At 63.5% G+C, this 18,114-nt stretch carries 33 protein-coding genes and 1 tRNA gene; 4 read left to right on the top strand and 30 right to left on the bottom strand.

Going from position 1 to position 18,114, the window contains the following annotated elements:
• Window positions 1-309: 309 nt before the first annotated feature.
• The 29 genes from AC24YW_RS16040 to AC24YW_RS15900 all read right to left on the bottom strand — a co-directional run bounded on the left by AC24YW_RS16040 (window position 310) and on the right by AC24YW_RS15900 (window position 16,252).
• On the bottom strand, window positions 310-681 hold the full coding sequence (locus AC24YW_RS16040; protein WP_487483651.1) for a hypothetical protein: 372 nt from the start codon (window positions 679-681) through the stop codon (window positions 310-312).
• A gap of 60 nt (window positions 682-741) precedes the next feature.
• On the bottom strand, window positions 742-1,704 hold the full coding sequence (locus tag AC24YW_RS16035) for a DUF5309 domain-containing protein (RefSeq protein WP_487483650.1): 963 nt from the start codon (window positions 1,702-1,704) through the stop codon (window positions 742-744).
• A 24-nt stretch (window positions 1,705-1,728) separates the two neighbouring features.
• Window positions 1,729-2,889, bottom strand: a complete 1,161-nt coding sequence (locus AC24YW_RS16030; RefSeq protein WP_487483649.1) for a hypothetical protein — start codon at window positions 2,887-2,889, stop codon at window positions 1,729-1,731.
• Between the two features lie 42 nt (window positions 2,890-2,931).
• Window positions 2,932-3,234 carry a hypothetical protein gene (locus AC24YW_RS16025; RefSeq protein ID WP_487483648.1) on the bottom strand — a complete coding sequence of 101 codons (303 nt, stop codon included), beginning with the start codon at window positions 3,232-3,234 and terminating at the stop codon, window positions 2,932-2,934.
• Window positions 3,231-4,991 carry a portal protein gene (locus tag AC24YW_RS16020; protein ID WP_487483647.1) on the bottom strand — a complete coding sequence of 587 codons (1,761 nt, stop codon included), beginning with the start codon at window positions 4,989-4,991 and terminating at the stop codon, window positions 3,231-3,233. The genes AC24YW_RS16025 and AC24YW_RS16020 overlap by 4 nt, the downstream gene beginning before the upstream one ends.
• Window positions 4,991-5,566, bottom strand: coding sequence for a portal protein (locus tag AC24YW_RS16015; RefSeq protein ID WP_487483646.1), 576 nt, complete (start codon window positions 5,564-5,566; stop codon window positions 4,991-4,993). Before AC24YW_RS16015 ends, AC24YW_RS16020 begins: the two co-directional genes overlap by 1 nt.
• Complete coding sequence (locus AC24YW_RS16010; protein WP_487483645.1) at window positions 5,566-5,793, bottom strand: KTSC domain-containing protein; 228 nt, start codon at window positions 5,791-5,793, stop codon at window positions 5,566-5,568. Before AC24YW_RS16010 ends, AC24YW_RS16015 begins: the two co-directional genes overlap by 1 nt.
• A gap of 2 nt (window positions 5,794-5,795) precedes the next feature.
• The gene (locus tag AC24YW_RS16005) at window positions 5,796-6,209 is read right to left on the bottom strand and encodes a hypothetical protein (protein ID WP_487483644.1); all 414 of its coding nucleotides are present in this window, start codon (window positions 6,207-6,209) and stop codon (window positions 5,796-5,798) included.
• Window positions 6,210-6,277: 68 nt separating this feature from the next.
• Window positions 6,278-6,353, bottom strand: a tRNA-Thr gene (locus tag AC24YW_RS16000).
• Window positions 6,354-6,362: 9 nt separating this feature from the next.
• Window positions 6,363-6,596, bottom strand: coding sequence for a hypothetical protein (locus tag AC24YW_RS15995; RefSeq protein ID WP_487483643.1), 234 nt, complete (start codon window positions 6,594-6,596; stop codon window positions 6,363-6,365).
• Window positions 6,593-7,909: a phage terminase large subunit gene (locus tag AC24YW_RS15990; RefSeq protein WP_487483642.1), complete on the bottom strand. Its 1,317-nt coding sequence runs from the start codon at window positions 7,907-7,909 to the stop codon at window positions 6,593-6,595. The genes AC24YW_RS15995 and AC24YW_RS15990 overlap by 4 nt, the downstream gene beginning before the upstream one ends.
• A complete protein-coding gene (locus AC24YW_RS15985) occupies window positions 7,910-8,170 on the bottom strand; it encodes a hypothetical protein (protein WP_487483641.1) in 261 nt (86 codons plus the stop codon).
• A complete protein-coding gene (locus AC24YW_RS15980) occupies window positions 8,170-8,328 on the bottom strand; it encodes a hypothetical protein (RefSeq protein WP_487483640.1) in 159 nt (52 codons plus the stop codon). The genes AC24YW_RS15985 and AC24YW_RS15980 overlap by 1 nt, the downstream gene beginning before the upstream one ends.
• 193 nt (window positions 8,329-8,521) lie before the next feature.
• Complete coding sequence (locus AC24YW_RS15975; protein WP_487483639.1) at window positions 8,522-9,043, bottom strand: hypothetical protein; 522 nt, start codon at window positions 9,041-9,043, stop codon at window positions 8,522-8,524.
• Window positions 9,043-9,255 carry a hypothetical protein gene (locus AC24YW_RS15970; RefSeq protein ID WP_487483638.1) on the bottom strand — a complete coding sequence of 71 codons (213 nt, stop codon included), beginning with the start codon at window positions 9,253-9,255 and terminating at the stop codon, window positions 9,043-9,045. The genes AC24YW_RS15975 and AC24YW_RS15970 overlap by 1 nt, the downstream gene beginning before the upstream one ends.
• Window positions 9,242-9,376 carry a hypothetical protein gene (locus AC24YW_RS15965; protein WP_487483637.1) on the bottom strand — a complete coding sequence of 45 codons (135 nt, stop codon included), beginning with the start codon at window positions 9,374-9,376 and terminating at the stop codon, window positions 9,242-9,244. Before AC24YW_RS15965 ends, AC24YW_RS15970 begins: the two co-directional genes overlap by 14 nt.
• A gap of 44 nt (window positions 9,377-9,420) precedes the next feature.
• A complete protein-coding gene (locus AC24YW_RS15960; RefSeq protein ID WP_487483636.1) occupies window positions 9,421-10,011 on the bottom strand; it encodes a putative metallopeptidase in 591 nt (196 codons plus the stop codon).
• Window positions 10,012-10,033: 22 nt separating this feature from the next.
• Window positions 10,034-10,360: a DUF5681 domain-containing protein gene (locus AC24YW_RS15955; RefSeq protein ID WP_487483635.1), complete on the bottom strand. Its 327-nt coding sequence runs from the start codon at window positions 10,358-10,360 to the stop codon at window positions 10,034-10,036.
• 51 nt (window positions 10,361-10,411) lie between these two features.
• Complete coding sequence (locus AC24YW_RS15950; protein ID WP_487483634.1) at window positions 10,412-11,074, bottom strand: hypothetical protein; 663 nt, start codon at window positions 11,072-11,074, stop codon at window positions 10,412-10,414.
• A gap of 457 nt (window positions 11,075-11,531) precedes the next feature.
• Window positions 11,532-12,374, bottom strand: coding sequence for a hypothetical protein (locus AC24YW_RS15945; protein WP_487483633.1), 843 nt, complete (start codon window positions 12,372-12,374; stop codon window positions 11,532-11,534).
• Complete coding sequence (locus AC24YW_RS15940; protein ID WP_487483632.1) at window positions 12,371-12,955, bottom strand: hypothetical protein; 585 nt, start codon at window positions 12,953-12,955, stop codon at window positions 12,371-12,373. Before AC24YW_RS15940 ends, AC24YW_RS15945 begins: the two co-directional genes overlap by 4 nt.
• The gene (locus AC24YW_RS15935; protein ID WP_487483631.1) at window positions 12,952-13,221 is read right to left on the bottom strand and encodes a hypothetical protein; all 270 of its coding nucleotides are present in this window, start codon (window positions 13,219-13,221) and stop codon (window positions 12,952-12,954) included. Before AC24YW_RS15935 ends, AC24YW_RS15940 begins: the two co-directional genes overlap by 4 nt.
• Window positions 13,218-13,457: a hypothetical protein gene (locus tag AC24YW_RS15930; protein WP_487483630.1), complete on the bottom strand. Its 240-nt coding sequence runs from the start codon at window positions 13,455-13,457 to the stop codon at window positions 13,218-13,220. The genes AC24YW_RS15935 and AC24YW_RS15930 overlap by 4 nt, the downstream gene beginning before the upstream one ends.
• Window positions 13,458-13,667: 210 nt before the next feature.
• Window positions 13,668-14,000: a hypothetical protein gene (locus AC24YW_RS15925; RefSeq protein WP_487483629.1), complete on the bottom strand. Its 333-nt coding sequence runs from the start codon at window positions 13,998-14,000 to the stop codon at window positions 13,668-13,670.
• Window positions 14,000-14,410 carry a hypothetical protein gene (locus tag AC24YW_RS15920; RefSeq protein ID WP_487483628.1) on the bottom strand — a complete coding sequence of 137 codons (411 nt, stop codon included), beginning with the start codon at window positions 14,408-14,410 and terminating at the stop codon, window positions 14,000-14,002. Before AC24YW_RS15920 ends, AC24YW_RS15925 begins: the two co-directional genes overlap by 1 nt.
• 17 nt (window positions 14,411-14,427) lie before the next feature.
• A complete protein-coding gene (locus AC24YW_RS15915) occupies window positions 14,428-14,952 on the bottom strand; it encodes a helix-turn-helix domain-containing protein (protein WP_487483627.1) in 525 nt (174 codons plus the stop codon).
• A 135-nt stretch (window positions 14,953-15,087) separates the two neighbouring features.
• On the bottom strand, window positions 15,088-15,450 hold the full coding sequence (locus AC24YW_RS15910) for a hypothetical protein (RefSeq protein ID WP_487483626.1): 363 nt from the start codon (window positions 15,448-15,450) through the stop codon (window positions 15,088-15,090).
• Between the two features lie 176 nt (window positions 15,451-15,626).
• A complete protein-coding gene (locus tag AC24YW_RS15905; protein ID WP_487483625.1) occupies window positions 15,627-16,049 on the bottom strand; it encodes a hypothetical protein in 423 nt (140 codons plus the stop codon).
• On the bottom strand, window positions 16,046-16,252 hold the full coding sequence (locus AC24YW_RS15900) for a hypothetical protein (RefSeq protein ID WP_487483624.1): 207 nt from the start codon (window positions 16,250-16,252) through the stop codon (window positions 16,046-16,048). Before AC24YW_RS15900 ends, AC24YW_RS15905 begins: the two co-directional genes overlap by 4 nt.
• 89 nt (window positions 16,253-16,341) lie before the next feature.
• Between AC24YW_RS15900 and AC24YW_RS15895 the strand changes: the two genes are divergently transcribed.
• The gene (locus AC24YW_RS15895; protein WP_487483623.1) at window positions 16,342-17,064 is read left to right on the top strand and encodes a S24 family peptidase; all 723 of its coding nucleotides are present in this window, start codon (window positions 16,342-16,344) and stop codon (window positions 17,062-17,064) included.
• On the opposite strand, the gene AC24YW_RS15890 is transcribed toward AC24YW_RS15895, so the two are convergent.
• On the bottom strand, window positions 17,061-17,318 hold the full coding sequence (locus AC24YW_RS15890) for a hypothetical protein (protein ID WP_487483622.1): 258 nt from the start codon (window positions 17,316-17,318) through the stop codon (window positions 17,061-17,063). The two genes, AC24YW_RS15895 and AC24YW_RS15890, sit on opposite strands and share 4 nt — an antisense overlap.
• 125 nt (window positions 17,319-17,443) lie before the next feature.
• Here AC24YW_RS15890 and AC24YW_RS15885 point away from each other — a divergent pair, with 125 nt between their 5' ends.
• The 3 genes from AC24YW_RS15885 to AC24YW_RS15875 all read left to right on the top strand — a co-directional run bounded on the left by AC24YW_RS15885 (window position 17,444) and on the right by AC24YW_RS15875 (window position 18,085).
• Window positions 17,444-17,620: a hypothetical protein gene (locus AC24YW_RS15885; protein ID WP_487483621.1), complete on the top strand. Its 177-nt coding sequence runs from the start codon at window positions 17,444-17,446 to the stop codon at window positions 17,618-17,620.
• Window positions 17,620-17,856 carry a hypothetical protein gene (locus AC24YW_RS15880; RefSeq protein ID WP_487483620.1) on the top strand — a complete coding sequence of 79 codons (237 nt, stop codon included), beginning with the start codon at window positions 17,620-17,622 and terminating at the stop codon, window positions 17,854-17,856. The genes AC24YW_RS15885 and AC24YW_RS15880 overlap by 1 nt, the downstream gene beginning before the upstream one ends.
• Before the next feature lie 73 nt (window positions 17,857-17,929).
• Window positions 17,930-18,085, top strand: a complete 156-nt coding sequence (locus tag AC24YW_RS15875) for a hypothetical protein (RefSeq protein WP_487483619.1) — start codon at window positions 17,930-17,932, stop codon at window positions 18,083-18,085.
• Window positions 18,086-18,114 lie beyond the last annotated feature (29 nt).

The raw sequence follows: 18,114 nt of genomic DNA, 5'->3' as shown, positions 1-18,114 counted from the left end.
GAACGACGCCACTTAGACGGCCTCAGTGAGATAGGCAGTCCCTGTGCTCGTGCCGTCGCGAGCGATGATCGCAACGCTCTCGCCGGGCGAGCAGGTGAAGTACTCGCTTTGGCCAGCTCCTAGTGGGGGATCGGTGGCGACTGCTGCCAAGCCCGTTGCCGGCCCTTGCCGAAAGCAAATATCGATCGTTGCCCAAAGCCGGTAGCGCTGCACGCCCCCACCGATCGGGTTCGCGAAGACGGCGCTGGCGCCGCTTACGGCCCTGCTCTGCCCGTTCTGGAGCCGGGCTGTCCCGTAATACGCCATCGCTTACGCCGGCCGAATGGTGGCTGCGCAGTGCAGCGGAATATTCGCGCCGCTCGCGCCGGACGGGGTGAACGCCAGCACGTCGCCTTCGTCGACATAGGCCGGCGAGGCCGGCGTGCCGGTGAAGGCGAGGCCCGCGGCCGAACCGGCCTGGGTGATGGTGAAAGTGCCCACAGGCGCGCCGGACTTGGTGACGTTGGTCACGGTCACGGTGCCGTCCGCGGTGGTGATCGCGCCGCCGAGCACACCGGAAAGCGAGGTCACGCGGCCACGGAAGGGAGACCGAATATAGGTGACGACAGGCGAAGCGCCACAGGACGGCGTGTAGGCCGTCAGCGTGCGGCTATTGAACGGATGGTTGGTCGGAAGCGGCATGGTCCCTCAAGGTGTGAGGCGGACGGCCCGTAGGCCGCCCGCGTTGCATCAGATCGTGGCTTAGGCCGTGGTGTTGTCGAACACGCCGCCCGAGGCCTTTTCGTTACGCGCGACCAGCGCGTATTCGGCGAGGATCTGGCGCCGATCGGAATCGCCCGTCTTGGCGAGCGGGATGGAGATCATGTTGCGGCCGTTGAGATAGGCCACTGCCCACTTGTCCATTTCGAGCACGAGGACGTCGCGCGGGCGCTGGAAGCGGTTGGCGACCACCTTGAGCTTGCCGAAATCGGATTCGTACGCATCGACAGACGCCACGATCTTCTTGGACTTGGTGTCCTCCACCGCAGTGCCGCGACCAGTGAAGGTCGAAAACGTCTGTTTGTTGAACGCGCCGGCCATGATGGTGCCCGGACGGCCGCCGTTGGTCCAGATCGAGGACAGAACGGTTTTCAGGCGCACCTCGGTGAAGGCGAGCTGAGTACCATCGGTGCGGGTGGCCGCGCCGTCCGCGGTCGCCGGGTCAGCCGCGCCGCCCGCCGTGCCCTTGCTGGTGTTGGACACGATCCAGGACAGCACCGACGCCGTCTTGCGCGGCGTGGTGGTATTGCCGGTCACCTTGGCCTGGTTGGTACCGCACAGGATGGTTTCCAGGTCGCGCTTCAGCTCGAGGCCCTTCAGCATCTCCTGGTAGGCCAACTCATCGTCGCGGCCGGCGCTCTCGACGGCCTGCTGAGTGCCGGTGACGCGCGCGACCTTATAGGAGATTTGGCACTGGTTATCCAGGCGAACGGTCGGGGTCACCGCGTTGGTGCCCGGGTCGTCACCTTCCAGTTGGGCGTTGTTGCCGTCGGGCGCGGCGAGCGCCTGCGTCTGCCATTCGTGCTTGACGGCAGTCGCCTTCTCCTTGTCGACGCCGGACATGAACGGCGTATCGACGGGGTCGATACGGTAGATCATGTCCGACAGATCTTCGCGGTTGCCGATGGTAACGTAAGTGGACTGCGTGTTGGTCGGGAGAGCCATGAGCCCTATTTCCTCTGGTTGGCCTTACCGATTCGCGCGACGGGCGCGGAGAAGCTCCGCGGCGTCCTTGAGCGAACCGGAATTGGTGAGTTTCGCGTTGAGGGACTGGATACGATCCGTGTTGCCGTTGCCGGCGGGCTTCGTACCCGGACGCTGTACGGGCGGAACGGGCTTGGTCATGGCTTTCGCCGCCGCCTTCTGCATGTCCTGGAAGCGCACCGCATCGAAGATCAGGCGTTGCACACGATGGTCGAACAGCGAAAGCTTCTCGCCCTTGTCGTATGAGCCCAATTCCTCGGGGGTGAATTTCAGTTCCTGCAGATAGTCGACCGCCTTTTTCATGAGAGCCGGCGCTTTCTCGGCGTCGCCGAGGTCCGGGATGTGCTCGGCCGCAAGCTTGTCCTGCTCGGAGCGAAACGCGGTCCACTCCTCGGACTTCTTCGCTGCGGCGCGCTCATCCGCCGTCTTCACCGCTTCGGCCTGCACCTGCAGCTCCTGCTGATGCGCCTGCCATTCGATGAAACGGAGCGGATCCGTCTTCGACAGCTTCACGACGTCTTCCATGGACTTGATGTCCGCGAAAGCTGCCTGCTGATGCCTCAGAAGGACGTCGAGCGCCTGACGCGCTTGGTTCTCATAGGTCTGGCGTGCCTGTTCCGCCGCCTGCTCTTTGGCCGTGAGGCCCTTGAGCTGCTGCGCGGCGTCGTTCTGGCGTCGGAGAAAGTCGCTTTCGCGTGACCGCTCGCGCTCCGCAATACGCTCTTGCGTTTCGCGAGGGAGGCCGTTGAACAGCTCCTTGTCTTCCTTCGACCAAGACCGCGGCGGTTCGATGGGAGGAAGGTTGCCTTCCTGATCGGTCGCGTTGGTCTCGCTGGGGGGCGTTTCCGCGCCAGCGTTGCCCTCATCGGACAATTCGGGGGCTGCCGGCGCTGCTTTCGCTGCGGCCGGGGCAGAGGGATCGGGTTCATTGCCGCCGCCGTCGGCGGGCTCGCGCTTCTCGCGCTGGGACACCATGTGTCGGAACGCCTCGCCGACGTCGGAGAAGCTCTCCGGCATCGAGGCCGCCGCTTCGCCGCCACCGCCGGCGGGCGCGCCGCCCGCCGCGTTCTCATCCATATGCACGCGGGGCCCGAACGGCCGGTGCATCATGGAAATGTGGCTGGCGGACGCGTTGAAATCGGTCATGTGGCGAACTTCCGTGGTTTGAGTTGTGAAAATGTTTCGGCCCTATCGCACTTCGTGCCAGGCCTTCGGCCGCTCGGCAGCTTGCGCGATGGTGCGCAGCTCGGCGGCGGCCAACTTGCCGTCGGCTACCACCTTGGCGAGGTGCTCGCGGACCTTGCCGACGATGTTGATGGCGAGGAACAGCTTTTCCCGGCCCGCAACGTCGTCAATCGTCGTCGATCGCCAAGCCAGCGTGTAGGCGTCTTCGAGGCCCTTGAAGGATTCGGCCAAAAGCTCGTCTTCGATGAGCCCTTGTGCGCGCCGGCCGCGCATCGCGTCCAGCTCGAGCTTCGCCTGATCGGTCATTCTGCGCTTTCGGACTGGCGTTGAGCGTCATGGTCCGCCTGCCGGCGCTCCATCTCGGCGTCGTGGCTGTGCGCGGTCGCGATCATGCCCACGGCGGCCTCTTGCAAGCCGGCGCGGTGCTGCTCGCGCTGCAGCTCGAGCTTCTGCTGATGCTCGCGATCCTTGCGGGCTTCCTCGCGGTTGAACTTCTCGCGCTCCAAGTCGGCCTGGATCAGCGCGAGCTTTTCCTTGAGCTGGAATTCGCGCTCGGTCTGCGTCATCTCCGCCTTGGTCTTTTCAGCCTGGGCCGCGATGTCCGCTTCCATCTGGACGGTCTCGATTTGCGCCTTGCGCTCATCGGACGCCTTGTCGAGCTCGGCTTGCTTCTCGATTTGCAGCACCTTCGGGTCGACCGGCGGAGGCGGCGGCGGATTAGCGAGCTGGCCGGTGCGCTGGTCGATCTCCTCAGGATCCTTGAAAAACTGATCGGGGTTCTTGTGACCCATGATGCGGGTGAGTTCGGCGGCGGTGTTGTAGAGCTGTCGATCGCCAACCAGGTTCGTCTTGCCGCCGGCAATCATCTCCTTTTGCACGTTGGCGATCGCCATGGTCTGCGCGAATTGCTGCGCCTTGCCGCCGGTGCCGAGGCCGACGTTAATTGTCATGTCGTCGCGCGTGCGCCACTCGCGCGGATTGACGTCAACCCATTTTTTCCGGAGGCGAACGGTCTGCGCTTGCTGGCCGTGCTTGCGAATGGTGCCGTGCAGCAGCGAGAAGATGTCCCGCACGCCTTCGGCCATGATGCGGGCAATCAACTTGACGCGCATCTGCGAGGCGGAAAACACCTGTGCGACGGCCGTTGCGGACTGATTTTGCAGCGCGTTGGCGTCGACACCCTGGGATTGCTTGCTGAGACCCGTCCTGGTCTCAAGCTCCGCGTCCAGCAACTGCAGCATGGGGTAAATGGAGCTGGTGACGTCCGGAACCGTCTGCCAGTTGAGACCGCCCGACGTCTTGGTGCGCACTACTCCGCCCGGCCGCGACACCAAGAGATCGTCCAGAGTGTTCGGTCCGGCGTTCTGCTCGGCGACTTCCACCCGCGGGTTGTTGTGCAGATAGAGGTTATCCAGCGCACCGCGCTTCATCGCGGTTTTCTCGCGCTGGAGCGGCATCGCAAGATCGGCGATCGAACGGCCGAAAAACCTGTGGGTAATTGGAACGGGCGTCGTCGCCGCAAACGGCATTGCGTCGAACGGAATGATGGCCGGCTGTTTGTCGCGGGTCATCACCTCGCCGTCGTCGCCGGTCACCACCTGGTAGAGGCACGGCCTGCCGCGGCCCTCATAGTCGAGCCGGATATAGTGCTCTGTGATCTTGACCAGGCGGCCGGCGGTGTTGGCCTCGCCCTGCCCGGTGTTCTGATCCTGCAGAAGGTTGCGGGCCTGCGCTTCCGCGTTGGTGAGGCCACTGTTGTACGTCGGCAGTTTCTTGACCTGCTCGGCGTCGTAACCCTCGGCGATCAGGTCCGCCTCGGTTTTGGTTGTGACGTCGTGGAAGCAGTAATTGGCGCTGCGAATGTCGCGGGCGCCGCGTTCGATGCCGAATTCCTCCGGCGGAACGCCCATCACGCGCGCCTGGGCAAACTTCTTCGTTGTGGCGATCGTCACGTCATAGAAGACGGGCGCGACGGGCACAGGAAGGCCCGGCGCCGGGCTTGCGGCGGCCATCGGCGCGATTTGCGGGAGAGCGGGCGCCATCGGCGCGGGCGCGACGGCCATCAGCTCGTTGCCTCTTGCTTGACCGGGTTACCCTTGCCGTCGTGGCGGGTGAGCTCGACGATTTCCAACTCGCCGTCCGACGCCTCGACCTCGGCGGCAAGGATCGCGAATTGATCCTCTGTCAGATCATAGAAGGTGTCCCGCTGCTCTTCCTCGCGCTCTTCCCACCAAACCTTGACGATTCCGACCTTGGAGAGCAGCGCATCCTTGATGAAGCCGTACAGCACCATGAAGCCGGAATTTTTCTGCATGAACACATGGTTCACGTAGTCGGTTTCCTGTTGAGCGGCCTTCTCGTCCTCGGGCCCGACCGGTTCGAAGCGCACCACCTCATCGGAGCCGGCGAAGATGTCCATGAGGGACGGCATCAGGCCCTCAACGGTGTCTGACACGTCGGTGGAGACCGCGTGCGAGCGCCCCGGCTCCGCCGGCATATCCTTGTCCATGTTCCCCAGGTAGTAATCCATCGCGTTGGCGCGATCTTCGGACAGCTTCGCCGCGGACATCGCCGCGAGCGAATCGGCCCGCGCCGATGCCACGAAGGTTTTGACGTCGCTGAGGGACATTTTCGCCATTACAGCTTCGTGGACTTGAAGCCGTTGCGGATGTGTTTCGCGAAGTGCTTTCCGATGCTCTCCGCGCCCAAAAGCTGTTGATGCTGCTCCGTCTTGACGTCGTGATAGAGGTGGACCGCGCCGCCCTTGAAGCGCACCGCCAGCGTGCGGCGGCCGGGATCATACCCGACCGCCTCAACGCTGGACGATTTCACGGCCGTCATGTCGCCGTCGAACTTCGTCCCCATGGCTACTTGCCCTTCGCCTTGGCCGCTTCTTCGGCGGCCAACTCGGCTTCAATGGCCGCATCGATCTCCTCGGGAGAGCTCTTCGGATTGAAGCCGGCCGGTGGATAGGCGCTGGCCTTGTAGCCGGCAGCAACCCACTCGGCGATCGTGGGGCCGTCGTCAGGGCCCGGTGCCTTCGGCCACTCGGCGCGCGGCGCGACGTCATCGCCGGCGCCGAAGGGAATGCCGACGCGCGGCCAAGCGGTGCCGACATGATCGAAAACCACCACATTGACGGTTTCGACCTTGCCGGCTTCCGGCGATGCCACGTAGGTCACCAGCGCGATGAACGGCTGTTCGCCGAGCTTCGTCATACCGCCGTTGCGGAGATCCCAAGGGCCCGGGATGTAGCGGACCAACGGGCTTTCGTTCTGCATTCTGCTTTCCTATTTGGAGATATTGCCGGGAGGCCGCCCGGCGCGGGTTCTTTGCAAAAAATGCAAATTGGTGCTGGCGGCATGGATTCGAACCTGCGACCCGGGCGCTACAAGTGCCCTGCTCTACCTCTGAGCTACGCCAGCAAGTTGCTATCAGGCCGCTAGCGGCGCGCTTTCACGCGGTCGCGGCGGCAGCGTCACCTTGCGATGCCCCGCGAGCACGCGAAGGCCCATACGCTTGGAAATCAGCGTCTTGGCCAACTCGATATCCGCGGTGCCGAAGTTCGGATCATCGAGCGGTCGAGAGAGACCCCACAGCGCAGCCACGATCTCGATGCCCAGTGCTTCGATTCGATTGTTGGTCACGGCCAATTCGGCCCGGCTCATCGCCATCCCCTGTCCCCATAGTTGAGTGTGCGGTTGAAGTTCGCGGACTGAGCCGGCGGCGTGTAGTCGACGGCCATCAATCCGAGTGCGTCCGCGCTGTGACTTGACCAGTCGTGTTCCGGTCCAAGGCCCACATTGCGGGTTTCGTCGCGCCGCTCATGATAGAAGCCAACGGCCTGCCGGCCGGCCTCCGTGGTGGCGGCGTTCCATTTCATCTTCGGCCCGAGGCGGCGCACGGCCTCGATGCGCTGCGCGGCTGCGCCCTTGCCCTGGTTGGGCACCACGCGGGTTTTGAAGCCGGCGTCGCGGAAATGATCCTCGTAGCGCTTGCCGGTAACGTTGTTCTCGTTGATGCCGTCATGCGGCAGGATGATTTCGGCGTCCTGGTAGCCGTTGTCCCGCAACCATTTGACGTGATACGCGAGCGTTTGCCCCTGCGTCTCGTAGTGGTCCAAAATCAGAATGTCGCCGTCGACAAACTGGACAATCCAGATCACGAAGGCATCGGCGTTCGCTCCCGATCCGCCGATGTCGACATAGGCCCGGAGCGGCAATAGCGGATCCGCGCTGAAAGAGCCGATGCGGCCCGACAGCTTCGCCGCGGTCAGCAGCTTGGCGTAATAGGCGCCCTCGAAAGCGGAAGCGTATTCGCCTTCATAGGTGTGCGGATAGCGCTCGGGGTAGCGCTCGAGCTCGGTCCGGCGCTCTTCCTCCGCGCTGGCGTTCCAAAACGGATTGTCCCGCCAGTTAGCCTGCACGCACACGGCGCCGCGCGGCAGCCCGGCCGGGCCGCGAAAGAAGTCGTCGACCGTGTCGGCCTTGCGGGTTGGGTTCCAACTCGCCCAAATCTCGGAATTATCCCACCGGTGGATGGTCGGGCGGAGAAGCGAGAACGATCGCGCGGAAAACCGCTGCGCTTCGTCGATCCAAGCGCGCTTGAAGCCTTCCAGCGACTTCACCGATTCGGCGGTGTAATCGCGCATGCCCTTGAAGATGATAATTCCGTCGCCGGGCGTCTGGATGACTTCGCGGAACACCTTGAAGCCGTCCGCCTCGCCCAGGCCGAACCGCTTTAGCTTATCCTCGATGAGCTGCTTTGACGATTGCGTAAGATCCTTCTGGACCTCGCGTAGGCAGACCATGCGCAGGCCCTCGCCGCTGTAGTCGCCCGGCCAGCGCACCGCCTCATCAACGGAGAGCTCCCCGAAGAAATGCGACTTGCCTGAGCCACGGCCGCCATAGACACCCTTGTAGCGGGCGGGCGGGAGCAGCGGCACGAACACTTCGGGCGTCGGGATGCGCAGCGTCGACACTTAGGCCGCAGCCTTCTCCGGGAGAGGCATCGCGCCGCCGCGCGGGCTGTCGGGATTGGGCTGCTCGGCCGTCGAGAGCGTCCGCATGGCCTTCGCAACAGCACCGTTGAGCGCGGTGAGGTTCGCGAGCGTCGGACGCACCGGCAGAACGGTCATGCGCTCCATGAGTTCGTCGGCACTGTCCCGCAGCATCTTCGCAGTGAGCACGTTCGGGCAGTTCTTCGCCGCTTCGCGGAGCTGCAACAGGATCGATTCGCCCATCACCACTCCCTGTGATCGTTGAGGTTGACGACGATGTGAAACGGCGACCACTTCGCCCATCGGCATGCGAGGACCACGCCTGCAGTGAATGATGCGCCGACGCATGCGGCCACCGTGCAGAGCCCGATGATCCACAGGAACGTTTCAACCAGGCTCACGCCAGTTCCTCGATTTGGTCCCACAGCCTCGCCGAGCGACGGCCGGACGGATTTTGGTCATGCAGATCAAGCCCGGTGCCGTCACACGTCGGACAATCGTCAAGCCCGGCCTCGCCGAGCTTTGGAGCGATGGAAGCGCCGTTGAAACCGCGGATCACGGAGCAAGAGCCTTCGCAGGTGGGGCAGACCCGCATTATGGGCCGTCCAGGAACGCGAGCCGGCGTTCCTTGAGCGTCTTCGGCGAAGCGCGGCGATAGTCGTTCTCCTGCCCACATGACGGGACATCGTCGACACCTACGGCGCCAGGCGCCAGCGGCGGCACGTCCGACGGCGGAAGCGCCGGCAGGGCGTCCGGCTCACCGTCGAGCCGTGCGCGCATCAGCGCCTTGTCGGCCTTTCCGATAAACCAGCCCTCGCCCCACTTCGTTTCGATCTTGAAGCCGTGGCCGTTGCGCTCGAGCTGACGCCGCAGCTTGCAAATCTGGACGTCGAGAACCTTTTCCTCGGGCCACTCGACCTCCGGCCGCCCCTCGTAAAGGACGGTATAGAGCCCGTCCCGGGTGACGAAGTCGCGGGTGTAGAGCATGCCAAGGATGACGGCATGCTGCGGCTCGACGCCAAAGGCCTCGCGCATGCGGCCCGCCGTGCTGCGATCGGTGCCAAGCAGCGCCTCGAGCTGCTCGATGCGGTCCCGGAGCTGTTGGATGATGCTCATCAGTGCACCGTCGCGCTGAGAAAGTCGTCGGCGTGCTGATCGACCTTGAACTGAGCCACGACGCGGTAAGCCGGCGGCGCTTGCTCCTCGCTCAGCAAGACATGCCGATAGGTTGCCTCTGCCGTAGCCCGGTCGCATCCGCTGACGCCCCACGGCATGCCGCCGCGCAACGGCGGACAGAGGATGAGGGTTGGAGCGTTACTCCGCATCATCAACCTCCTCCGCGAGCTCGCGCAGCCGACGCGCTTCGCGGGCGACGATGCCCGCGGCGTCAGCCAGATCGCGGATGCCAGAGCCGGCGCGCCAAAGCGCAATCACGGCCACCGCTGCCAATACCCCACTCCCGTCCCCGTTGCTTGCACCATGCTAGCGATGCGCTAGCGTCCCATACACGTCCCGCACGCAAACCCGATTTCGGCCGCTCCGATCGACGGCCCGGCCGCCGCCGCATCAATGAGCGCGCGCACGCCAGCAGCATCAGCGCCATAGCGTGCGACCACACCCACGAATTCCTCAACGTCATGGCCGCGCATCGCGAAGGCTGGATCTCCGCTGCTCTTGAACTTGCGCATGCCGTAGGCGTCGCGTTCCTGCCCGCAATGGGACAGTTCATGTTCGATCAGCGCGCAAAACGTCGCGTCGCTGCATTGCGCCGCATAGGGCGCGAACACGGTAATGATGAAGTCCGGAACGGCGCCGAACCATTCCTCAAGCTGCTGTTCGGCCCGCGCCTTGGCCCATTTGCCAAATCCGCCGACGTTCTGGCAGAGCTCGGCCTGCCCGACGACGGAGCGGCCTTGTCTGGCGTTCGCTACGGCGGCCCACAGGAAGCCAATCGAGGCGTCCCGCAGGTGCACATGCTCCTCGTTTTCGAGCGTCGAGCCCTCATCAATGAACGTCGCGCGGGCCCACGCCTCGAGCTCGGGCGCCGGCTTGATGGCCGGATAGCCGCCGATCACGTCGCACATACTCTCCGGAGGCCGCGGGCGCTCAAGCTGCATCGGGGTCGCCCTCGCCTTCGGTCACTTGGGCGCCGCCGGCCACCACGATGCGCTCGATCCGCGTCACGGTGCGGAAAGCATCATCCTCCCCGTCATTCGTGATAGCCTGGGCCGGCTTGCCATCGAGCCGGTCAGCGATGACGTTGATGGCTGCCAGATCGCCAGCGGTCGCGCGCTTGAGCAGCTTGGCCGCAATGTCTCGCAATGCCTTGTTGTCGGGACCGGCCGCGGCGATCTCCATGCGCAGAGCATCGAGGAACGGCTTCTCTCTGCGCCGTCCGCCTGGATTGCCTGATTTACCCTTCTCGAATGGCATTGAGTTGAATTAGTACCGCTTTGAGGTGCTTTGGCTTTTGCTAGCGGAGTGCTAGCCGCCGCCGTTGGTGAATTCGGCCATGTCAGCCTTGAGAGAAGCCGCCTCGCTGGCGATGGTCTCGGCAAGCTGGTCGTGCTGGTTGGCGGCGTCCTGCATCTCGCCGAGCGCCTCGGCCATCTTGGCTTGGCTCGCCTCCATGGCGCTGCGGACGGCGCCGAGCTGGGCTTTCAGGTTGAGGCCGGCATACTTCGCTCCGGTCACGGACATGTCGCTTCCTTGGCTGGGTTGCGCCTCGGCGGGCGCGGTGATGTCGATCGCGGGGATGAGCGCAGCAGATGGCGAGGGAGCGGCCATCAATGCCGCCGCCCCCTCCGTCCCTTCCTTGCTCTCCGCGGTTATCGATGCGGGTGAGGTTCCGCTAATAGGGCTGGCCTCACCCGCCTGCGAAGGGACCATTCCGGGGCCCTCCGACATTGCCGGATCGGGCGAAGCGGAAACCGCTTGCACCGGAGAGCCGGCCAGGAATTGCACAATCGCATCGGACGCCATCGCGTCGCGGATCGCCTTCTCAACTTCAATGTCCGATGCAGCGGCGTCGAGCGCCACCACCTTGCCGCTGATGTTGTAGTTCTGGCGGCCGGCGATCATGATCATGGTCAACGTCTCGATGCCCGGGACATCCGCCATGCGCTGCTTAAGATCGTGAATGCTCATGCGCTACAATGAGCGCTGATTTGCCTTGCGAAGAGAATGTGGTGATCACGGTATCTGTGGATGAAATCAGGACCAATGCACAGGTATCAGCGCCGACGAGCCAACCAAGGCTGATAGCGCTTGGAGCGCGCGATAGGAGGTCTAGGCAATTTCTTTTGCTCTTCAAACGCGATCTCGATTTGGGCGAGTCGAATGCATTCCAGTAGCGAAGGCTTCCAATCGTCAGGCGCGTTCTCCGGGCGCGTGATCCCCGGGATCGGCTTTGTCATGCCGTCAACGTAGATTTGATAACAACGCTCGCACATGAATTTGAAGTTGCCGGGCTTCCCATCGTAGCCGTCAAAGCCCCGCTCGCGATCCTCTGCGCTCGGCCATCTCGGTTGCCAGACAGACCAGCGTGCAGCTTCGCGGCAGTGATGGAATTCGCAGCGCGGATGAAGTGCGCAACAGGGCTTTGTCACACCGGCTCCGATTGCGCCGATTCCATCCGCCGTCCATCCGGCGCGATCCCGTATTGTGCAAGCAACTCGGCCGACGCACGGCAGCCGGTGAGACCGGGCGCGGGCCCGGCGTGCCGAGACCAAACCTTGGTCCGCGCGTACAGCTTTACGGCCGCTTCCAGCTCGAGCTCAGACCGATCGGCGCCGTCGAGCGCCTGCAACGCCGCGACCGCAGCGTGATCGCTCCAACGCTGCTGATTGAGCCACGTCACTGACTGAGGAATGAACCGCGTGCCGATGTTGCCGCGCGCGCCTTCGTCGGTGGCGAGCTTCTTCGCGGCGTCGATCAGCATTTGCGGATCCAGCCCGGTCTTGACCAGCGAATCGAATTTGGTCTCTGCGGGCTTGCGGGGGTTAGGCCCGTCTCGGCGTGGATAGGCCTGCCAGAATTCATCGAAACGAGATGGCGCGCGCGGTCGGTCCTTCACCGACCGAGAATCTGTCTCTGTCTCTCCCTCTGTCTCTGTCTTTGGTGCAGGAGCACCTCTACTTTTTGCTAGCTGCGCGCTAGCATCCTGCTCGCAGGTGAAAAAACCCTTGTCGATCAGAGGTTTCAGCGCGGCGCGAAGATCATCGATCGAAACGCGAAGGCGAAACGCGATGTCGTCGAGCGTCTCGGTGATCGCGCCGTTTTCGTACTCGGCCGCGAGCAGCCAAAGCATCGGCGCTAGCGCTTTGCTAGCAAGCGGCAAGCGCTGGAAATCGATGTTGTCGAGCAACGTCCGGTGAAGCTTGATCCACGGCGGACGGCGCTGGCTATAGTGCTGGAACGTCTTCCAGTCTTTCGGTATCAGCGTCATTGTCCCCGTCCCGCGTAGCAAAGCCTGGGCCTGCCGGTGGCGCCGATGGCGGGGCCCCACACGAACCAAGCGTGATCTTCGGTGCCCTCATGAAGGCCATCGAACCATTTGATGCGATCGGTCAGAGCGATCTTGCAAAGGAAGCGCGGATTGTCCGCGAACAGGTCGCGTCGCGTGCTCCCGAAATCGAATTTTGCGGTCAGCAGTAGCGCCACGATGCCGGGGCACCGTTGCAGCGCCAGGCGCGCGAAAGCCGCTGCAAGCCTATTCCCTGCCCCGTAGGGCGGGTTCGTAATGATGACGTCGCAGAAGCGCGGCGGCACGATCGCCGAGGTGCTCAAGAAGTCGAACAGGAACGAATGCGGCCGGCTGCGCCGATAGGTGACGATGTCGCTGGTGATGACGTCGAAGCCGGCGGCGCGCAGCACGTCGGCCATGCAATGGCCGCCGGCTGCAGGCTCCCACACCACCGCGCCCGGAGGGATGTAGACCGCGCGCAACAGCGCCTCCGTAGGCCACGCCTCCCGTGTCTGGTAGGCATCGTTCGCAACCGGCGCGAAATTGGATCGGACAACGGTCAAGCGCGCCGCGCCTCTGCGTCCCGGATCTGCGCCAACCGATTCGCAACCTCGCTCTCGGGCTTGTGCAGCACGCGCGCAATCTCGACCGTATCGAACCGGCTCTTGAACATCCGCCGAATCGTGTCGTCGATCCGCATTTGCTCGAGATTTTGGGTAACCTGTTCGGCTTCGCGCGCAGCGTCCATCGCGGACTGCGCCGCAGTTGCGGCCGCGATTTCATCCCCGTGCCGGACCGCCTGCAGCCGCTCCAACAGAGCGTCCGTCATGCCCGCCCCCTGATCTCGTAATGACCAGGCGCGCACTTGATGCGGTCGATCCGCCAGCCCTGCCGGTAGAGCGGATGCTTTCCCATCCAGTCGGCAACGCCGATCTGCCCGTGAACCATGCAGCTTTGGAACGTCACGGTTTCATCCATGTTCGAGTCGGTCACGATCTCCTCGACACAGGCGCCAGCGGCGGGGCCGCCGACATGGCACAACACAGCAACGACAGTCACGAACATGGATGGTCCCCCGGGAAGTTGAGCCGGGCGCGAGCGCCCGGTGCTGGATCGCCAGCGCATCGAAAGCGCGAGCGGCTTCGATCTTGGTTGGAAGTGGCTTGCTTTCGAGGGTGAGCTCGCCGTTGAGCCGGATCCGCGCCCGCCAGCGCCTGTTGCCCCGGCCATCGCCGCGGGCCTCATAGACGCCGATGAAGCCGTGCTTGTTCTTCCTCATCGGGGCACCGCCTTGCAGACCAGCGAGCCCCAGCGCGGGCAGATCGACTGATGGCGCCGGCGCGAGCGCCCGGCCCCGACCTGGATAATCACATCCTCACGGAGAGCGCGCCGGTAGACCGCGCCCCAGGCGCGATCGGTGGGCGGCTGTGGAAAGTCGGTCCCCTTCGTCGCGTCGCTGACGTCCTCGGAGATGAACTCGGAATGGCGCCGCGCATAGTCGACCAAAAAGTCATAGGCCGTATCTGTCCAGCCCTTGCGGGCTTCATCGGCGTGATCCGCGGCACGCTGCATGCCGGCGTCGCGCGCGGAAATCGCGTCGAGCGTCATCATCTCTTCCTGTTTCTGCGGTTCATCGAGACGGTGGCCCACTCAAGGTTGCCGTCCTGGTTGTTCAGGCTGTCACCGTCCTGGTGATCGCCGATCGTGTGCGCCTCGGTGGGCTGCGGCTTGCCGGTCTCGGCAAGGATTTCCTTATGCATGTACTTCGTGACCCGCCGCGCCCCGTCCCATGTGTTGCGGACGGCATAGCGCTTCGTCTTGGTGCGATCCCACCGCCACGACCAGCGCCACTGCGTCACCCAGGCGTATCGCTCGGGCGAGACCAGGCAGAACACCTCACAGGCCGCGTCGAGATAGACGCGGCGCGGCTCGGGTGCGGCGGCGGCCGCGCACTCCGTCGGCAAGCCCGCGAAGGCCGCAGGTGTCCGGTCGCCGGAGTGGTGCGCTCCGTCGCTCAACTCCATATCCGCCTCTGTCACTGTTGAGTGCCGGTGATTTCCTGGAAAAGCATCGCGACGTCGAACGCGATCCGATCGTCGGTGAGCAGTAGTTTCTTGATGCGACGAACCGCAGCGAGCACCGTCGTGTGGTCCTTGCCATTGAAGCGCCGACCGATCTCCGGCAGCGACTTCATGGTCAATTCCTTCGCCAGATACATCGCGATTTGCCGCGGCCGGACCACGTCATGCGTGCGGCGGCTCGAAAGGAACTCGGTGCGTGTCAGCCGGAAATATTTCGCAACCGTCTTCTGAATGTGCGCGATGCTCGGGCACTGGCTCGGAACTTCGCCCGTCGCCTCAATCTTCACGTCGATCTGATCGATGGCGGCACAGAGTTCGGCCCTGGCCGCGAGAAGCGATTCGATCGTTCCGGCCGGCTCAGGTGCTGGCGGGAGAACCGGAAACACCGGGATCGCGCCGGGATCGGTGATCACGGCCGGGTCGTTGGCAGCCGGGAAACGGAGAATGCGTTGCGGCCATGATGTGGCCGCCGGCTGCATTGCCGACATCCGCGCCGCGGCGGCATCGGCAATCTTCTGGTGAAAGGCGCGGTGCCGCGCCTGGGCAGCCGCTGCGGTCGGTGACGCTGCTATGATGGTGATGCCGTTCATTGCAGCTCCGCCGGCTGGAAGATTTCAGCCGGCCCGATCGCCCGCGCCAAGCATGCGAGCGACGCGCTCCAAGCGAGCAATGTCCTCGCGCAATAAGTTCGGATCGTAAGCACTCAACTCCCCCGCGATTTTGGAATACTGATCAGCCAGCGCCCGCGCCTGCCTCTGCGCTTTCGCCAACTCCGCCGCCCTACGGAGGTCACGCGCCGCGTGATGCTCCGGATCTGTGATTTCGCCGTACCAGAGCGCCTTGACCGTGCGAAAGCTGACCGTCTCTTTCTCCGTTCCGAGCAACCTTTTCATTGCCCTCGGCAGCCGAGACAGCCAGCTTTCGCGCGTGTCGCCCCATTCCCGGGGCCCTATGACGCACTCGATCTCTTCACGCATAACGCCTCACTCCTCGTTGCCCTTCGGAAGAACTTTCCGTTTTTTGGAAACCCACTCCCGTACCTTCACGGGGCATGAAGAACTCACCCGACAACGACCACCACGCACACCCGGCAAACGACAATTTGCCGATACTGATCCGGCATCCGCGGCTTGCAGGCCGCGAACGCCGGTACTCAACTCAACGCAACGAACAACAGGATGAAGAGCGATCCGAGCACCGTGAGTGCAGTGATGACCAGAAACGCCGCAAGCGCGAGCACCGCGAGTACGTCTATCGCCGCCTGCTTGAGATCGAACGATTTGAGCGCCGAGCAAACGGCGGCGAAAAGCCGAATCGCCGGCCTGCTCGATGAATTCTGGAAAAGACCGGCCGCCGGTTCTGATGGGAGCTTGCCCCCGGCGGCCGGTAGTTGCCCGCGCAACGCCGTCAGGCATTGAGCGGGTGTCATCCGAGCAGGGAGAATGCTGCCGGATTGAGAATGCGTGCCGGCCGCTGCATCTTGGCAACCCCCACCAAAGATCGCAGCGGCCGGGTGAACCGCCGGCAGAGCATTGCCAGCGGGAATGCGAGAGATCGTCTCGAATGAGATGTTCATGCGGCCACCCCTTCCTGTCCGCTCATGAAGGCCTTGGCCCGCTCCATCGTCAGCACCGAAGGGTTCCGGCCTCGCGTCAGGTCGTGAACAAACCGCTCATCATTGAAAGCCAGTTTGCCAAACTTGGTGCGAGAAACCCCCTTCTGCGTGCAGAACGCGTCGATCTCCTCGACCAGGGATTGTACGGGCGGAAGCAATTTCATAATGGTGACTGTAATGGGACCATTCCCATTCTGTCAAGTGGCACATTCCCATTTCTCCCATCGGGCGTTACCGTTGTAGGTAACGAGGCATGGATATGGTGCGGAAGCTGATTCTGGAGCGGCTGACAGAGCTCAAGCTCAATATGGCTGAGGTCTCGAAGGCTATTGGCCGCAACGAGACATACCTGCATCAGTTCATGAAACGGGGCGTGCCAGTCGAGTTACGGGAGCGCGAGCGCATCAAGCTTGCCGAGATCCTCGCCGTTCCCGAAGAGAAACTTCGCGGACCATCCACACCTTTACCCGCCCGGCCCTACGTAAAAACACCGTCTCGCGAAAGTTTCGTTGACGGCAATCTGCGTACGCATCAAAACGAGATGGGCGCACAAAAAATAATCCCAGGCGCCGACCTTTTCGGGAACGTGGACTTGCCCGTGTTCGGAACAGCTCAAGGCGGCGAAGGAGCGCTGATCGTCACAGATCGCGCGGTGGATTGGGTGGCGCGTCCATCAGTGCTTCTGCGTGTCTCAGACGGCTACGCCATGATTGTCAGCGGGGATTCGATGGACCCCGCCCTTAAGTCCGGATCGACCGCGCTCATCCACCCGCACCTTCCGCCGCGCGTCGGTGACCTTTGCCTTTTCCGCAGCCACGCCGAGGACGGCACCAACCTTGCGGCCGTCAAGGAGTTCCGGGGCGAGACCGAGACCGCATGGAAGGTCCGCCAGTACAATCCAGCTCGAGATTTTCTGCTCAAGAAGAGCGAGTGGCAGGATAGGCCGCAGCGGATCGTCGGCAGCTATTTCGCCTAGCGATTCAGAACCGTCACGGTGGCCGTGCTCTGGCTGCCTGGATTGATGCCGGCCGACAGGTTGTTGAACTTGCGTTCGTCTGCCTCCATGGCGAGACGTAGTCCCTCGCAATTTTGTGGTGCGCTCGGGTTGGCAGTCAGGCAGGCCTTATAGTTCGCCGCCGACGCCTGGTATTCCGATCGCGCGTCGATGCGGGCCGCCACCCCACAGGCGCCGAGACCGCAGCACACCACCAAAATTGCCAACTGGCGCATTTCCCACCCCTGATTGCTGAGTTACACCCTATCAGGAACAAATATTTTCAGGAAATGGGAATTTACCCATTGACTGGGAATGGGAATGGTCCCATTGTCTCCCCATCGCAACGGGGGAACGGGCCATGGCCGCAAAGCTCCACTTCTCGAAAATCCGCCAAATCGGCAAGGCGACCATCACCGGGACGCTCTGCAACCGGATGGCGTGCGACGGCGATATCAACGTTGCAGACGATGCTTCCGGCGTCACCTGCAAGCTCTGCCTGCGCGAGCTGGCCGCTCAGATCGGGAGGGCTGCGTAATGCCCTCCCCCATCACCCACAGCTATTTCGTCGTGATGATCGACTACGGCCGCAAGGGCCGTGAGGCGATCGTCGACCCCGAGATGACCCGCCGCGGCGCAATCGAGGCCGTCCGCGAGGTGCTTGGCGACGGTCGCAACGATGTCGCCTTCATCCACCACGTCGAGGGCGGCGCCGTCCATGACGTCACTCGCGAGCTGATGGCGGAAGCCGTCTGCGCCCAGGCCGCGGAGTAGCGGTCATGACTCGCATCATCGCCGCAACCTTCTTCTTCGCGCTGGCTGCTGCAGTCCTTTTCGAGGCGCTGCGATGACCAGCCAGCAGGAAGCCGACAACCTGCTTTCGTTCTGGCAGGCGCAGCGCGCCGCCGGCATCAGGCCGGAACAGCGCCGCACCCCTCCCACCCGAGACGAGACATTCGAGCGGACCCTTGAGGCCATCCGCCGGGTGATCGAACGCGCGTAACCATCCACAGCTTTTCATCACCAGCAAAG

The organism is Bradyrhizobium sp. USDA3516, assembly GCF_057651995.1.
This window is presented reverse-complemented; position numbering and strand designations above follow the sequence as displayed.

Excerpts from the sequence above, each read along its gene's own strand:
- AC24YW_RS15935 (WP_487483631.1), bottom strand. The coding sequence starts at position 13,221 with ATGACGGACGCTCTGTTGGAGCGGCTGCAGGCGGTCCGGCACGGGGAT.
- AC24YW_RS16020 (WP_487483647.1), bottom strand. The coding sequence starts at position 4,991 with ATGGCCGTCGCGCCCGCGCCGATGGCGCCCGCTCTCCCGCAAATCGCG.
- AC24YW_RS16035 (WP_487483650.1), bottom strand. The coding sequence starts at position 1,704 with ATGGCTCTCCCGACCAACACGCAGTCCACTTACGTTACCATCGGCAAC.
- AC24YW_RS16040 (WP_487483651.1), bottom strand. The coding sequence starts at position 681 with ATGCCGCTTCCGACCAACCATCCGTTCAATAGCCGCACGCTGACGGCC.
- AC24YW_RS15930 (WP_487483630.1), bottom strand. The coding sequence starts at position 13,457 with ATGTTCGTGACTGTCGTTGCTGTGTTGTGCCATGTCGGCGGCCCCGCC.
- AC24YW_RS15915 (WP_487483627.1), bottom strand. The coding sequence starts at position 14,952 with ATGCAGCCGGCGGCCACATCATGGCCGCAACGCATTCTCCGTTTCCCG.
- AC24YW_RS15900 (WP_487483624.1), bottom strand. The coding sequence starts at position 16,252 with ATGAAATTGCTTCCGCCCGTACAATCCCTGGTCGAGGAGATCGACGCG.
- AC24YW_RS15985 (WP_487483641.1), bottom strand. The coding sequence starts at position 8,170 with ATGGGCGAATCGATCCTGTTGCAGCTCCGCGAAGCGGCGAAGAACTGC.
- AC24YW_RS15950 (WP_487483634.1), bottom strand. The coding sequence starts at position 11,074 with ATGAGCATTCACGATCTTAAGCAGCGCATGGCGGATGTCCCGGGCATC.
- AC24YW_RS15895 (WP_487483623.1), top strand. The coding sequence starts at position 16,342 with ATGGATATGGTGCGGAAGCTGATTCTGGAGCGGCTGACAGAGCTCAAG.
- AC24YW_RS15885 (WP_487483621.1), top strand. The coding sequence starts at position 17,444 with ATGGCCGCAAAGCTCCACTTCTCGAAAATCCGCCAAATCGGCAAGGCG.
- AC24YW_RS15890 (WP_487483622.1), bottom strand. The coding sequence starts at position 17,318 with ATGCGCCAGTTGGCAATTTTGGTGGTGTGCTGCGGTCTCGGCGCCTGT.
- AC24YW_RS15910 (WP_487483626.1), bottom strand. The coding sequence starts at position 15,450 with ATGCGTGAAGAGATCGAGTGCGTCATAGGGCCCCGGGAATGGGGCGAC.
- AC24YW_RS15955 (WP_487483635.1), bottom strand. The coding sequence starts at position 10,360 with ATGCCATTCGAGAAGGGTAAATCAGGCAATCCAGGCGGACGGCGCAGA.
- AC24YW_RS15905 (WP_487483625.1), bottom strand. The coding sequence starts at position 16,049 with ATGAACATCTCATTCGAGACGATCTCTCGCATTCCCGCTGGCAATGCT.
- AC24YW_RS15995 (WP_487483643.1), bottom strand. The coding sequence starts at position 6,596 with ATGAGCCGGGCCGAATTGGCCGTGACCAACAATCGAATCGAAGCACTG.
- AC24YW_RS15880 (WP_487483620.1), top strand. The coding sequence starts at position 17,620 with ATGCCCTCCCCCATCACCCACAGCTATTTCGTCGTGATGATCGACTAC.
- AC24YW_RS16025 (WP_487483648.1), bottom strand. The coding sequence starts at position 3,234 with ATGACCGATCAGGCGAAGCTCGAGCTGGACGCGATGCGCGGCCGGCGC.
- AC24YW_RS15925 (WP_487483629.1), bottom strand. The coding sequence starts at position 14,000 with ATGACGCTCGACGCGATTTCCGCGCGCGACGCCGGCATGCAGCGTGCC.
- AC24YW_RS15960 (WP_487483636.1), bottom strand. The coding sequence starts at position 10,011 with ATGTGCGACGTGATCGGCGGCTATCCGGCCATCAAGCCGGCGCCCGAG.
- AC24YW_RS15945 (WP_487483633.1), bottom strand. The coding sequence starts at position 12,374 with ATGACGCTGATACCGAAAGACTGGAAGACGTTCCAGCACTATAGCCAG.
- AC24YW_RS15970 (WP_487483638.1), bottom strand. The coding sequence starts at position 9,255 with ATGATGCGGAGTAACGCTCCAACCCTCATCCTCTGTCCGCCGTTGCGC.
- AC24YW_RS16010 (WP_487483645.1), bottom strand. The coding sequence starts at position 5,793 with ATGGGGACGAAGTTCGACGGCGACATGACGGCCGTGAAATCGTCCAGC.
- AC24YW_RS16015 (WP_487483646.1), bottom strand. The coding sequence starts at position 5,566 with ATGGCGAAAATGTCCCTCAGCGACGTCAAAACCTTCGTGGCATCGGCG.
- AC24YW_RS16030 (WP_487483649.1), bottom strand. The coding sequence starts at position 2,889 with ATGACCGATTTCAACGCGTCCGCCAGCCACATTTCCATGATGCACCGG.
- AC24YW_RS16005 (WP_487483644.1), bottom strand. The coding sequence starts at position 6,209 with ATGCAGAACGAAAGCCCGTTGGTCCGCTACATCCCGGGCCCTTGGGAT.
- AC24YW_RS15875 (WP_487483619.1), top strand. The coding sequence starts at position 17,930 with ATGACCAGCCAGCAGGAAGCCGACAACCTGCTTTCGTTCTGGCAGGCG.
- AC24YW_RS15975 (WP_487483639.1), bottom strand. The coding sequence starts at position 9,043 with ATGAGCATCATCCAACAGCTCCGGGACCGCATCGAGCAGCTCGAGGCG.